Source organism: Herbiconiux sp. L3-i23 (assembly GCF_023734115.1).
GTDB lineage: Bacteria > Actinomycetota > Actinomycetes > Actinomycetales > Microbacteriaceae > Naasia.
The window spans coordinates 3,112,054-3,125,451 of record NZ_AP025737.1; the positions used below are offsets into that span (position 1 = coordinate 3,112,054).

Below are 13,398 nucleotides of genomic sequence, written 5' to 3' on the forward strand. Positions count from 1 at the left end.
GACAGGGAGCGAAGGAACGCGGCCTCGTCCGCCCGAGAGTTGCGGGCGGAGCCGAGTGCTTCCACGGGGCCGCCCTGTGCCCAATCTACCGGGAGGCTTCGACGGCCCCCGGTAGGTTTCGCACAATCTCCTCGCCGGCTCTTAGGAGTTCATCCACCGATTCGGCCTCTCCGATCGAGATCCGTACGCCCTCTCCGGCGAAGACACGGGCGACGATGGCGTGCTCCTCCAGGATGCGGGCAGCGGCCGCGGTGTGCTCGCCGAGGCCGAGCCAGACGAAGTTGCCGTGCGACTCGGGGACGGCGAGTCCGACCGCACGGAGGCCTGCCAGCACGGCGTCCCGGCGGGCGACGATGTGATCGACCCGCGCGAAAAGGTCGGTCTCGTGCGAGAGCGCGGCAAGCCCTGCGGCTTGAGCCTGACCGGTGACGGAGAGCGGCAACGCGGCGGCGCGCGCGGCATCGAGCACGTGCTCGGGACCGACGGCGTAGCCGAGTCGCAGCCCGGCGAGACCCCAGGCCTTGGAGAAGGTGCGGAGCACGACCAGGTTCGGATAGCGGCCGAAGAGCGTCGCGCCGTCGACTGCGGCGTCGTCGCGGACGAACTCGGCGTACGCCTCGTCGAGCAGGACGAGCAGGTCGCCGGGGATCCGGCGCATGAACTCCTCGAACTCCGCGGCCGTCACCACGACGCCGGTCGGGTTGTTCGGGGTGCACACCAGCACGACACGGGTGCGGTCGTTCACCGCGGCGGCCATCGCGTCGAGGTCGTGGCCGCCGTCCGGGCGAAGGGGGACCGGCACGGCGGTCGCGCCCGCGACGGTGACCTGGCCGGGGTACGCCTCGAACGAGCGCCAGGGGTGGATCACCTCGTCGCCGTGGCCGGCGGCCGCGGTGATGAACTGGGTGATGAGGGCGACGGATCCCGCCCCCACGTGCACCTCGTCGGCGGTGACGCCGAAGCGGGCGGCGAGCGCCTCGCGCAGGGCGAAGGCCGAGGCGTCGGGATACCGGTTGATGTCCGACGCCTCGTTCATCGCGGCGAGCACCGCGGCGTGCGGCGGGAAGGGGTTCTCGTTGGAGGAGAGCTTGTAGCCGCCCGCGGCGGCCGGCTTGCCCTGCTTGTAGGCGGGCAGCGCCGCGATCTCGGGGCGGAGGCGGACGGGCGGCGGCACCTGCTCGGGCATCGAGACATCGTATCGACGCGGAAAAGAGCGCGTGGTGCCGGAGCCCGTCGCAATGGGATAGTGGTCGCATGCGCAGATTCCTCGTCTCGGTGCTCGGCAACGCGGCCGCCCTCTGGCTCACGACGCTGATCGTCGCCGGGACGACGGTGACGCCGTACGCCCCGGGCGGGGTCCTCGAGACGGTGCTCACCTACCTGCTGCTGGGCCTGCTCTTCGGCATCGTGAACGGCGTGATCGGCACGGCCATCCGCATCGTCGCGTTCCCGCTCTACATCCTGACGCTCGGGCTGATCGCCCTCATCGTCAACGGACTGCTGTTCCTCCTCGTCGGGTGGATCAGCACGCTGCTCGGTTTCGGGCTCTCGGTCGAAGGCTTCTGGTGGGGCGTCCTCGCCGCGCTGGTCATGGCGATCTTCAACTGGATCATCGGTTTGATCCTGCGTCCGCTCGCGGGCCGTCAGCGCTGACGCGCGTCGCCGTCCAGCCGTCGGCCCCGACCCCGCGGGTGCCGGCGAGACCGCCGAGGACCTCGGCGCGCACCATCGCCAGCGCGGGGTCGCTGCTCGAGTCGGCCTGCGCCGCCGTCTCGCGGTAGTCGCCGAGGCCATGCCCCGCGAGCATTCCGCCTCCTGACCCACCGTCGACCACCGAGCGCGACACGACGACGGTGTGCTGCTCGGCCGTCGACCTTCCGTCGGTTCCTCCGAGGGCCACGATGACGTCCTCGTCGTGCTCGAGAGCGACGACCGGTACACCGTGCGGCACCGGGGTGGCGCCGCCGGGCGAGCCGGCCGTCACGAGCCCCGCCGTGTTCCACTCGCCCGACTCGACGAGGCGGCCGGCCACCAGGCCGCCCTGCGAGTACCCGACGAAGACGACGGGATCATCGCGCCCGATCCCCGCCTCGCGCATCGCCGCCTCGGTGGCCCGCACCGAACCGGCGTCGGCACCGGCGACCGCGGCCACATTCGAGGTCATGTCCCACGGCTGCGCCTGCGAGTCCCGCGTTCCGCCGACGTAGACGACGGCGTGCACTCTGCCGTCGCCGTCGGCGTACCGCTCGATGACGATCTGCTCGTCCCCGCCGTGGGGGACCCGCTCGACAAGGTCCTCGAGACTCGCGGGCGGACGCGGCGACTCCCGCGGCCGTCGGTCGATGGCCACGGCTCCGCCTCCGAGCACCCCGGCCGTCGTGAGGGCGGCGAGCAGCATGCCCGCAACCGCCTCACGGCCGAGGACTCCGCTTCCGCCGTCACCGGCGAGCGCCGCGATCGGCAGGGGCAGCAGTAGGGCGCCCTGGGTGAACTCGTCGAGCGATCCGCTGACGGTCCTGATGAGATCGATCACCGCGGCGTCCGCGAGAACCGCCCCGAGCAGGTCCTGGGCGCTCGCGTCGGCGCCGACCGACTCGGCGGCGCGCAGTACGGCGGGCACGAGCACCAGCGCGGCGGCCGGCAGGAGTGAGAACGGCGCGACGGCGGTGGCCGCGCCCATCGTGTGCGCCGCGACTCGACCCCCGGCGGATCGTGCGCCCGCGAGCGCCTGCTCGAGCGCGGTGTAGAGATCGGTCGCCGTGCGCAGTGCGCCTCTCGCCGCCTCGAGACGATCGGTGGCGAGGACGAGACGATGGCGTGCCAGCCGGGCTTCGATCGCCGCCTGCTGCTCGGCGTCGACCGTGGTGCGCGGCCGGATCGCGCTCAGCGGGCGGGTGAGCTCGTCGGCGTCGAGCGCCACCGCCCGAAGCGCCGCCACGACGGCGGTGCAGTCCGCGAAGGCGGCGTCCATCGACGCCGTCGCCACCGCGATGACGGCGCCCCCGGAGATCTCGATGGTCATGACGCGCTCGCCTCGGACAGCATCGCCGCGCTCAGGTCGAACGCCGCCCGCACCGACCGCAGCTCGCCTCGGATGTCGTCGAGGGTCCGACGGAAGGCTTCTGCGGCGGGGGAGGACCATTCGAGCTCGCGGAGGGCCGCGATCCGCGCGTCGATCCGGAGGAGGTCCTCGACGAGCGCGTCGGTCCTTCGTCGACGCAGAAGCAGTTCGGCGTGCTGCGCCGGATCGGTGACGGTAGGGGCCATGCCCCGATGGTGGGCGGCACGCGCCGCCCCGCAGACCCGCGGACGGCGCTCCGTGGGATCGGTCGCGCACGGAGCGGCTGGGGAGGAATCCGTGCGCTGGGGAAGAATGGGGGCATGGCCGCTCCAGTGCACCCCTCTTCCGCTCCGCACGACGACGCCGCGGGGCTTCGCGGGCAGCCCCTCAGCCCCCTCGACGGGCGCTACCGTCCCGCGGTGGACGGGCTCGGCGCCTTCCTGTCCGAGGCGGGCCTCAACCGGGCGCGGGTGCACGTCGAAGTCGAGTGGCTGATCTTCCTCACCGACAACGGACTGTTCGGGACGACGCGCCTCACCGAAGACCAGTCGCGCAGCCTCCGGGCGACCGTCACCGGTTTCGGCGCCGCCGACATCGCGGAACTCGCCGAGTTCGAGGCCACGACGCGGCATGACGTGAAGGCCGTCGAGTACTACGTGCGCCGCCGACTCGACGCGCTCGGTCTCGGCGCCATCGCCGAACTCACCCACTTCGCGGCGACGAGCGAGGACGTCAACAACCTCGCCTACGCGATCACCGTGCAGCAGGCGGTGCGCGAGGTGTGGCGGCCCGCCTTCGTCGATGTGCTCGAGAAGCTGCGCGCACTGGCCGTCCAGCACCGCGCGGCACCGATGCTCGCACGCACCCACGGCCAGCCGGCCACGCCGACCACGATGGGCAAGGAGCTCGCCGTGTTCGCGCACCGTCTCGACCGGCAGCTCGCGAGACTCGACTCCCAGGACTACCTCGGCAAGTTCAACGGTGCGACGGGCACCTACGCCGCGCACCTGTCCGCAGGGCCCGACCTCGACTGGCCCGAGCTGTCGCGGCGCTTCGTGACCTCGCTCGGTCTCGAGTGGAACCCGCTGACGACGCAGATCGAGTCGCACGACTGGCAGGCGGAGTTGTACGGGACACTGGTGCACATCGGCCGGATCCTGCACAACCTGTGCACCGACGTGTGGACCTACATCTCGCTCGGCTACTTCCGCCAGATCCCGGTCGCCGGTGCGACGGGCTCGTCGACGATGCCGCACAAGGTGAACCCGATCCGGTTCGAGAACGCCGAGGCCAACCTCGAACTGTCGGCCGCCGTGCTCGAGAGTCTCGCCTCGACCCTCGTCACCTCCCGGCTGCAGCGCGACCTCACCGACTCGACCACCCAGCGCAACATCGGCGTGGGGCTCGGCCACTCGCTGCTGGCGCTCGACAACATCGGTCGCGGCCTCGGCGAGATCGCGCTCGCCCCCGACGTCCTCGCCGCCGACCTCGACCGCAACTGGGAGGTGCTCGCCGAGGCCATCCAGACGGTCATCCGGGCGGAGGTCACGGCCGGCCGGAGCACGATCGCGAACCCGTACGAGCTGCTCAAGGAGCTCACGCGGGGGCGGAGGGTCGACTCCGCGGCCCTCGCGGAGTTCGTCGGCGGTCTCGACCTCACCGACGAGGCGAAGGCGCGTCTCACGGCGCTGACCCCGGAAGGCTATGCGGGGCTCGCCGACGCGCTCGTCGACGTCATCCGGCGCGACTAGCGGCCGGACGGTCCGCCCGTCGCGTCGTCGGGCGACGGCCCGTCCGCGGTCGACCCGGCTGAGGATCCGCCGTCGCGCGTCGGGTCGAGCGGCGGGCCCGGCTCCGGGCGGGGCGCCGCGGGATCTTCGCCGCGGAGACTCGTCTCGGTGCCGATCGGCCCTGCGGCGAGGGCGAGCATGGCGAGCAGCACGAGTGCCACGACGAAGGCACCGCCGAGGAAGATGACCGCCACCGTGAAGTCACGGGTCGAGATGAAGGCGACGACGCCGACGAAGACGGCGACGACGAGGGCGAATCCGATGAGTTCGGCGGGCCGGAACCGGTCCGCGCGTGAGGGGCGGGCCATCAGCTTCCGACAGCCGATCCGGACTTCTCGGACGCCGTGTCCCACTTGAGGGTGAACGCGGCGATGCCGAGATAGACCGCGACGATGGCGGCATAGGCGCCGAAAGATCCGACGAGGAAGATCGCGTCGTCGCGCCCGAGGAGGTACACGCCGCCGAGCAGCAGGGTCGCGACGCCGACGACGAGATGATCCCGGGACGCGGGGCCGTGGTCGGCCTTGCGCAGACCGATCGCCAGCTCCAGTCCGCCGGTCGCAACCGCCCACAGCACGACGAGGACGGCGAGGGAGGCGAGGGGAGCAGCCTGCGCGAAGGCGAGGACGGCGGCGAGGCCGAACGCGAACGACACGACGCCCTGCACCACGGTGAGGATCGTGCCGATCGTGCTGCGCCGACCGAGACGCGAGGTGCTCGCGAGGGCGATGCCGTGCGCACAGGCGAAGAGGCCGAACACGGCGAGGCCGAACACGGGGGAGTGGTCCGACGAGAAGGTCACGACGATGGCGGCGACGGCGGCGATCGCGGCGCGCAGAAGCGGGACCGGCCAGTACCGTGCGCGGAAGCGCGCCGAATCGTCCGACATACTGCTCCCTGCTGTGCGTACGCCCGCCTCGGACGACCCGTCCAGCCTACGCCACGTCGTGGAAGTGGTCGGGCGCCGTCGGGATCAGGCGCCGTCCGCCGGCCGGCGCTCGTCGGGTGCGGACTCGGCCACGGGCATCGGGCCCGCCGCAGCGTCCGCGGCAGGGGACTCGGACGAGGTCGACGCGTCGTCGACCTCGTGCATCGTGTCGGCGGGCGCCCGTTGCGCCCTGCTGAGCAGGACGAAGGGCACGGCCGCCACGGAGATGATCCCGCTCACGAACATCGACGCCCCGTACCCGCCCACATCGGCGGTGCGCCCGAGGATCGGCTGGAAGACCACCCCGCCTCCGGACCCCAGGAGGGAGTCGAACGACAGCACCGTCGCGCGCTGCTTCGACGGGATCATGTCGTTGAGGTAGGCGCGGTGCACGGGGTCGTCGATCGCGGACGCGACGCCCCACAGCGCGATCAGCGCCACCGCGAGCCAGAACTCTCGGATCACGCCGAGGGCCAGCAGCACGCCGATGCTCGCCACGGTGGCGAGCAGGATCGACGACGTGCGCCGATGGAACAGCCGTCGCACCCACGGCGACAGCGCCCCGCCGACGATGGATGCCCCGGACAGCAGCGCCGCTGCGAGACCCGCGATGGAGTAGGCCTCTTCATCGCCCCACAGCTCCAACAGATAGGGCTGGAGGGCGTAGAAGACGTAGACGCCGACCCCGGCGGTGAACGGGCTCGCGAGCATGAGCCAGCGCACCGGGGCGTCCCCGAGTCCGTACCGGATGGACGCGGCGAACACCGTGCGGGTGGCCCGCAGAGGACCCTCGCCGCGGTCGGGGGTGAAGCCGATGTCGTGCATGAGCGCCGCCGCGACCACGAGCATGACCACGAGGATGCCGGCGCGCAGGACGAACGGCATCCCGAGGTCGGAGAGCTGGGCGACCACTCCGCCGAGTACCGAACCGGCGAGCATCGCCGCCCCTCCGACGATCTGCGCGCGACCGAACACCTTCTCGAGGCTGCCGTGGTAATCCGTCGCCTTCAAAGCGTCGACGAGCCACGCGTCGACCGCGCCCGAGAAGAACGTGAAACCCAGTCCGAGCAGCACTGAGACGATCGCCCACGCCCAGAACGGCGCCTGCCAGACCCAGAGCAACCAGTAGAGGACGGTCGTCACCGCGAGAGTCGCCGTGCCCAGCAGGTAGGAGGCGCGGCGGCCGACCGTGTCGGCGACGACGCCGGTGGGAATCTCGAAGATCAGCATCCCCGCGGTGAAGAAGGCGTTCGCCGCGAAGGCTTCGAGGTTCGACAGTCCGGCGTCGAGCAGGAACAGCGTGTTGACGCCCCAGATGAACGACGCCGCGAGCGTGTTGCCGAGCATCAGGACGTAGTAGGTGCCCTGCACCCGGCGCGCTGACGGGCCTGCGACGTCACTGACGATGGCGGCACCTCTTCTCGTGGCGGTACGAGGAACGCTTCGCCCGCGACCCTACGCCTCCGGCCCGCTCGCCGACAGAGGCGGACGACGGGTGACGACGCACGCTGCGCCGCGCGCGCTCAACGGAGGCGGTCGGGCGAGTCGAGCCACTCGTCGAAGGTGAGGGTGCCCTGTCGCCGCGGGCCGTCGCCGCCGCGGAGAGCACCGGAGGTGAGCCCGCGCCCGTATGCGCCGGGGAACCGGACATCGATCACCCTGCGCCGCACGCCGTCGTGGGCGCTCATCCGGCGGATCATCCCGGCGAGCGTCTCGTCGCGGGGCCCGACGAGATCCGGCGCCCGCCCGGCCGGAGGCGCGGTCGCGACGTCGACCAGGTGCTCCGCCACCTCGGCGGCCGCGACCGGTCGGGAGAGGGTCCGAGGCACCAGGGCGATCGGGCCGAACGAGGTCTGCGCCGCGATCTGCTCGGCGAACTCGTGGAACTGCGTCGCCCGAGCGATGGTGTGGGGGACTCGGGAGCCGGCGACGAGGCGCTCCTGTGCGAGTTTGCCGGCGTAGTAGGAGGTGTCGATGCCGTCGATGCCCACGATCGACAGGGCGACGTGATGTCCGACCCCGGCTCGCTCCTCGGCGTCGAGCAGTGACTGCGTCGCCGCCGTGAAGAACCCGACCGACTTCGCCGTCGCCAGCGTCGTGCGGTTCAGCACGTCGATCACCGCCTCGACGCCGACGAGCGACCGGTCGAGGTTCGTGCCCGAGACGACGTCCACGCCGTCGGAGCGGGACAGCGCGACGACATCGTGTCCGCGCCGCCTCGCAGCGCCGACCACATGACGCCCCACCGTGCCGGATCCACCGGCGATCGCGATCCTCATACAGTTCCTCCTCGTCGTGCACGGCAGCCGTGCCGCCGGGGGCATGCCGCGCTCACAGTATGACGATGCGGCGTGCCGGGGTGTGAGGTCGCGCGACGTCGGCTCGCGGTCAGTGTCCGGGCGGGAGGTCCGCGAAGCGGGAGTAGTGGCCGTGGAATCCGACGGTCAGCGTGCGGGTGGGGCCGTTACGGTGCTTGGCGACGATCAGATCGGCCTCGCCCGCGCGCGGGCTGTCCTTCTCGTACACGCTCTCGCGGTGCAGCAGGATCACCATGTCGGCGTCCTGCTCGATCGAGCCGGATTCGCGGAGATCGGAGATGGCGGGCAGCTTGTCGGCTCGCTGCTCGGAGCCACGGTTCAGCTGCGACAGGGCGATGACCGGCACCTGCAGCTCCTTGGCCAGCAGCTTCAGCGAACGCGAGAACTCGGAGACCTCCTGCTGGCGGCTCTCGACCTTCTTGCCCGAGGTCATCAGCTGCAGGTAGTCGATGATGACCATGCGCAGCCCCGCCTTCTGCTTCAGGCGGCGGGCCTTCGCTCGGATCTCGACGAGCGTCATGTTGGGGCTGTCGTCGATGTAGAAGGGCGCGTCGTTGATGCGGCCACGGGTCTGCGCCAGCTTGGTCCAGTCATCGGGCTGCAGGTTGCCCTTGCGCATGTGGTGCAGCGGCAGCGACGCCTCGGCCGAGAGCAGGCGCATCGCGATCTCGCTTCGCCCCATCTCGAGCGAGAAGAAGATGCTCGGCTGGTGGTTCTTGACCGATGCCGCGCGGGCGAAGTCGAGCGCCAGCGTCGACTTGCCCATGGCGGGACGGGCGGCGACCACGATCATCTGGCCGGGGTGGAATCCGTTGGTCAGCTCGTCGAGCTCGGCGAACCCGGTGGGCACGCCCGACATGCTGCCGTCCTTATGCTGGGCGGCGTCGATCTCGTCGATGGCGGTGGTTACTGCGTCGGCGAGAGGCACGTAGTCCTCGGCCTCGGTCTCCCGCGTGACGGCGTAGATCTCGGCCTGAGCGTTGTTGACGAGGTCGGTGACCTCGCCCTCGCTGGCGTACCCCATCTGCACGATGCGGGTGCCCGCCTCGACGAGTCGGCGGAGGACCGCCCGCTCGGCCACGATCTCGGCGTAGAACCCGGCGTTCGCCGCCGTCGGAACGATGCCCGTGAGGGTGTGCAGGTAGTCGGCGCCGCCGGCACGCGAGAGCTCACCGCTCTTGGTCAGGGCGTCGGTGACCGTGATCACGTCGGTCGGCTCGCCCATCGCGTAGAGGCTGAGGACGGCTTCGAAGATGACCTCGTGCTTCGGCACGTAGAAGTCGACGCCCTTGACGGTTTCGACGACGTCGGCGACCGCGTCCTTGCTCAGCAGCATGCCGCCGAGGGCGCTCTGCTCGGCGAGGAGATCGTGCGGCGGGGTGCGGTCGCGGTCGCGGTACTCGCCCTGCTCACGCGAGTCGCCGGCGATGCCCAGATGAGCGATCGACATGTGTTCTCCCCTTCTGACCGCCGCGCATGCGTGCGAGGGCATGCGGTGGCGATGTGCGCACCCGGTCCGCGGATCTCCCGTGCTCGGGAATTCAACCGCGGGCCACCGACATCGACGCTGTCGAGTGGAGCCCCCACGACTGCTCGCAGGCGTCGATCGATGAAGTCAGAGGCTACCGCGAGATGGACTTTTCGGGGTTGTGGATGAATCTGTGGAAACTGTGGAGAACAACGGCGTGTCGGCCTCATCCGCTGTGGGTAGATCGGTTGATCCAACGTCCGCCAAGCCGAGAAACGCGGAGTGCATCAGCGTTTCCGTTATTCACACCGAGTTCTGGGGAAAAGACGCTTCAACCTTTGGTCGAGAGTTGACAACAGGTGGACAACCCTGTGGGTAACTGATCGTGCGGCCCGCCGGGGACGGGAAAAGGGGCGGCCGGGCACATGCCCGACCGCCCCTTCAGCGGTGTCCTACGGCGCCTCAGCGCACGGCGACCACCGAGAGCGAGATCGTCGCTGCGACGTCGTCGCGCAGACGCACCGTCGCCTCGTGCGATCCGGTCGCCTTGATGGCGCTCGGGATCTCGATCTTGCGCTTGTCGATCTGTCCGAGACCGGCCGCCGCGACGGCGTCCGCCACGTCGGAGGTCTTGACCGAACCGAAGAGGCGTCCGCCGTTGCCGGCCTTGACGCGCAAGGTGACGACCGACTGCTCGAGCGTCGCCTTGAGCTGCTGCGCCTCTTCGAGGGTGGCGAGCTCGCGGGCCGCACGGGCCGCCTTGATCGACTCGATCTGCTTCTCGCCGCCACGCGACCACGCCACGGCGAAGCCGGACGGGATCAGGTAGTTGCGGGCGTAACCGGCCTTGACGTCGACGACGTCACCGGGAGCACCGAGGCCGGTCACCTCGTGGGTGAGAATGAGCTTCGACATGGGTGCCTCCTACCGGCCCGAGCCCGCGTAGGGCAGGAGCGCCATTTCGCGCGCGTTCTTGACCGCACGGGCGATCAGACGCTGCTCCTGCACCGAGACGCCGGTGATGCGACGGGCGCGGATCTTGCCGCGCTCCGAGATGAACTTGCGAAGCGTGGCGACGTCCTTGTAATCGATGACGCCAACGCGGATGGACTTCGCGGGGGCCGCCGACTTGGCGCCCTTGCCACGAAGCGGCTTGCGGCGGTCGCCGCTCGACTTTCCAGCCATTTACGTGTCCTTAGTGTGAAGAGTTGAAGTGTTGGTGCCGACCCGGTGAGGGATCAGAACGGGGTGTCGTCGTCGTAGCCGCCGCCCGGAGTGTTCCAGACGTCGCCACCACCGGACGAAGAGGATCCGCCGCCACCACCGAAGTTGCCCTGGCCGCCGCCGAAGTTGCCCTGGCCGCCACCCGAGTTGCCCCACGGCTCGTCGCCGCCGCCACCCTGGGAGACGCCACGGCCGCCACCGCCGCCGCCACCCGACGAGCGGGTGACCTGCGCGGTCGCGTAGCGCAGCGAGGGACCGATCTCGTCGACCTCAAGCTCGATCGAGGTGCGCTTCTCGCCCTCTTTCGTCTCGTAGGAGCGCTGCTTGAGACGACCGGTCGCAATGACACGGGATCCCTTGCTCAGCGAACCGGCGACGTGCTCGGCGAACTCGCGCCAGACGGAGGCCCGGAGGAACAGCGCTTCGCCGTCCTTCCAGTCGTTCGACTGACGGTCGAAGCTACGCGGAGTGGATGCGATGGTGAAGTTCGCGACCGCGAGCCCGTTCTGCGTGTAGCGCAGCTCGGGATCGGCGGTGAGGTTGCCGACGACCGTGATGATCGTTTCGCCGGCCACGGCTCAGCGGCTCTCTTCGGTCTGCGCGGACTCGGCAGCGGCTGCCGCAGCAGCGGCGACGCGCGCGACGGCCTCTTCGGCCCGCAGCACCTTGGTGCGCAGGACGGCCTCGGAGAGGTTCAGCTGGCGGTCGAGCTCCTTGGTGGAGTCGCTCGTCGCAGTCAGATTCACGACGGCGTAGATGCCTTCGCTCTTCTTCTTGATCTCATAGGCGAGACGACGACGGCCCCAGATGTCCACGCTGTCGACGGTGCCACCGTCGTTGCGGATCACGTTGAGGAACTTGTCGAGGCTGGGAGCCACGGTGCGCTCGTCGATCTCGGGATCGAGGATGACCATCAGTTCGTACTTGTGCGTCACTGACCCACCTCCTTCGGACTAGAACGGTTGCAGACGATCTGCAACAGGAGGGTGTGTGCACGTGTCCGGACGAGCCGGACAACCGCAGTAGCTTAGCGGATCGAGCGGACCGGGCTCAACCGCGCGGTTCGGAGGGGTCGTTCCTCTGCTGCCACCATGCGAGGAGGCGCTCGCGGGCGGCGTCCTCGCCGAGGGGTCCCTCATCGAGCCGGAGCTCGAGCAGGAATCGGTAGGCCGCGCCCACGTCCGGCCCCGCGGCGATGCCGAGGGCCGCCATGATCTGATCACCCGACAGGTCGGGGCGCACCGCGGCGAGCTCCTCCTGCTCCTGCAACTCCTCGATGCGGGCCTCGAGGTCGTCGTAGGCCGCCGCGAGCCGGGTCGCCTTGCGACGGTTGCGGGTGGTGACGTCCGCGCGGGTCAAGATGTGGAGGCGCTCGAGATCGTCGCCCGCGTCGCGGACGTAGCGCCGCACCGCGGAGTCGGTCCAACCCCCCTCGGTGTATCCGTAGAAACGCTGATGCAGCTCGATGAGGTGCGCGACGTGATCGACGGTCTCGTTGTCGAACCGCAGCGCGCGCAGCCGCTTGCGCACGAGCTTCGCGCCGACGACGTCGTGATGGTGGAAGGTGACCGTCCCGCCCTGCTCGAATCGGCGGGTCGCGGGCTTGCCGATGTCGTGCAGCAGCGCGGCGAGCCGCACCACCACGTCCGGTTCGGCGCCGCCGTCCGAGCGCGAGCGCTCGAGATCGATCGCCTGATCGAGGACGGTCAGCGAGTGCTCGTACACGTCCTTATGCCGGTGCTCGCCGTCGACCGTGAGCTTCATGGCCGGCAGTTCGGGCAGCACGAGTTCTGCGATGCCGGTGTCGACGAGCAGTTGGAGGCCGGTGCGCGGGGTCGACGAGCGGAGCAGCTTGACCAGCTCGTCGCGCACCCGTTCGGCCGAGATGATCGAGATCCGCTCGCGCAACACGATCATGGCGCTCTTCGCGGACTCGTCGATCTCGAAGCCGAGGGCGCCGACGAAGCGGGCCGCGCGCATCATCCGCAGAGGATCGTCGGCGAACGAGGTCGTGGCCTCCGCGGCCGTGCGCAGCCGTCCGGCGAGCAGGTCGTCGAGGCCGCCGGTCGGATCGACGAGGACGCGTTCGGGCAGCCGGAGCGCCATCGCGTTGATGGTGAAGTCGCGGCGACCGAGGTCGCCTTCGAGCGAGTCTCCGAACACCACCTCCGGTTTGCGGGAGGACGGGTCGTACTCGTCGGCCCGGTAGGTGGTCACCTCGACGGTCTCGCCCGCCACCCGAGCGCCGATGGTGCCGAACGCGCGGCCGATGTCCCACTGCGCGGAGGAGATCGGCTTCACGACGCGCAGGATCTCGTCGGGCGAGGCGTCGGTGGTGAAGTCGAGATCCGGTGCCGCTCGACCGAGGAAGGCGTCGCGGACGGGCCCGCCGACGAGGGCGAGTTCGTGTCCGGCGTCGGCGAAGGCCCGGCTCAGCCGCGCGACGGGCTTCGACTCCGCCGTCACGGCGAGGCGCTCGAGGGCGTCCGCCACGCTGGTCATGGTGCTCAATGCTAGAGGTGCGCCGCCGTGCGCCACGGCCGCGCAGGTGCTTCGCCCTAGACTTTCGAAGCATGGGAGCGAGCACGATCGAGCGCGCGCCGGAAGCC

The 13,398-nt window shown here is 70.3% G+C and carries 15 protein-coding genes; 2 read left to right on the forward strand and 13 right to left on the reverse strand.

What is annotated here, in order from left to right; translation table 11 throughout:
* Positions 1-85 precede the first annotated feature (85 nt).
* Positions 86-1,186, reverse strand: a complete 1,101-nt coding sequence (locus NGH83_RS14855; protein ID WP_251857021.1) for a histidinol-phosphate transaminase — start codon at positions 1,184-1,186, stop codon at positions 86-88.
* 68 nt (positions 1,187-1,254) lie between these two features.
* Between NGH83_RS14855 and NGH83_RS14860 the strand changes: the two genes are divergently transcribed.
* On the forward strand, positions 1,255-1,653 hold the full coding sequence (locus NGH83_RS14860) for a phage holin family protein (RefSeq protein WP_251857022.1): 399 nt from the start codon (positions 1,255-1,257) through the stop codon (positions 1,651-1,653).
* Here NGH83_RS14860 and NGH83_RS14865 read toward each other — a convergent pair.
* Both NGH83_RS14865 and NGH83_RS14870 read right to left on the reverse strand, forming a co-directional pair.
* Entirely contained in the window at positions 1,610-3,022 is a 1,413-nt protein-coding gene (locus tag NGH83_RS14865) for a hypothetical protein (protein WP_251857023.1), read from the reverse strand. The genes NGH83_RS14860 and NGH83_RS14865 overlap by 44 nt on opposite strands.
* On the reverse strand, positions 3,019-3,267 hold the full coding sequence (locus NGH83_RS14870) for a hypothetical protein (RefSeq protein ID WP_251857024.1): 249 nt from the start codon (positions 3,265-3,267) through the stop codon (positions 3,019-3,021). The genes NGH83_RS14865 and NGH83_RS14870 overlap by 4 nt, the downstream gene beginning before the upstream one ends.
* Before the next feature lie 114 nt (positions 3,268-3,381).
* Between NGH83_RS14870 and purB the strand changes: the two genes are divergently transcribed.
* Positions 3,382-4,812, forward strand: a complete 1,431-nt coding sequence (gene purB / locus NGH83_RS14875) for an adenylosuccinate lyase (RefSeq protein WP_251857025.1) — start codon at positions 3,382-3,384, stop codon at positions 4,810-4,812.
* On the opposite strand, the gene NGH83_RS14880 is transcribed toward purB, so the two are convergent.
* From NGH83_RS14880 to NGH83_RS14925, 10 genes are all read right to left on the reverse strand, one after another.
* Positions 4,809-5,159 (reverse strand): hypothetical protein, encoded by a 351-nt coding sequence (locus NGH83_RS14880; RefSeq protein ID WP_251857026.1) that lies wholly within the window; start codon positions 5,157-5,159, stop codon positions 4,809-4,811. The two genes, purB and NGH83_RS14880, sit on opposite strands and share 4 nt — an antisense overlap.
* Positions 5,159-5,740: a hypothetical protein gene (locus NGH83_RS14885; protein ID WP_251857027.1), complete on the reverse strand. Its 582-nt coding sequence runs from the start codon at positions 5,738-5,740 to the stop codon at positions 5,159-5,161. Before NGH83_RS14885 ends, NGH83_RS14880 begins: the two co-directional genes overlap by 1 nt.
* An 84-nt stretch (positions 5,741-5,824) precedes the next feature.
* Positions 5,825-7,126, reverse strand: coding sequence for an MFS transporter (locus tag NGH83_RS14890; protein ID WP_251858549.1), 1,302 nt, complete (start codon positions 7,124-7,126; stop codon positions 5,825-5,827).
* A 176-nt stretch (positions 7,127-7,302) separates the two neighbouring features.
* Positions 7,303-8,058: an SDR family oxidoreductase gene (locus NGH83_RS14895; protein ID WP_251857028.1), complete on the reverse strand. Its 756-nt coding sequence runs from the start codon at positions 8,056-8,058 to the stop codon at positions 7,303-7,305.
* A 109-nt stretch (positions 8,059-8,167) separates the two neighbouring features.
* The gene (gene dnaB, locus NGH83_RS14900) at positions 8,168-9,547 is read right to left on the reverse strand and encodes a replicative DNA helicase (protein WP_251857029.1); all 1,380 of its coding nucleotides are present in this window, start codon (positions 9,545-9,547) and stop codon (positions 8,168-8,170) included.
* A gap of 480 nt (positions 9,548-10,027) precedes the next feature.
* Positions 10,028-10,480: a 50S ribosomal protein L9 gene (rplI, locus tag NGH83_RS14905; protein WP_251857030.1), complete on the reverse strand. Its 453-nt coding sequence runs from the start codon at positions 10,478-10,480 to the stop codon at positions 10,028-10,030.
* Positions 10,481-10,489: 9 nt separating this feature from the next.
* Positions 10,490-10,750: a 30S ribosomal protein S18 gene (gene rpsR, locus NGH83_RS14910; protein WP_251857031.1), complete on the reverse strand. Its 261-nt coding sequence runs from the start codon at positions 10,748-10,750 to the stop codon at positions 10,490-10,492.
* Positions 10,751-10,803: 53 nt separating this feature from the next.
* Positions 10,804-11,364, reverse strand: coding sequence for a single-stranded DNA-binding protein (locus NGH83_RS14915; RefSeq protein ID WP_251857032.1), 561 nt, complete (start codon positions 11,362-11,364; stop codon positions 10,804-10,806).
* A 3-nt stretch (positions 11,365-11,367) separates the two neighbouring features.
* Positions 11,368-11,703: a 30S ribosomal protein S6 gene (gene rpsF, locus NGH83_RS14920; protein WP_371872805.1), complete on the reverse strand. Its 336-nt coding sequence runs from the start codon at positions 11,701-11,703 to the stop codon at positions 11,368-11,370.
* A gap of 136 nt (positions 11,704-11,839) precedes the next feature.
* Positions 11,840-13,291, reverse strand: a complete 1,452-nt coding sequence (locus NGH83_RS14925) for a CCA tRNA nucleotidyltransferase (protein ID WP_251857034.1) — start codon at positions 13,289-13,291, stop codon at positions 11,840-11,842.
* Positions 13,292-13,398 lie beyond the last annotated feature (107 nt).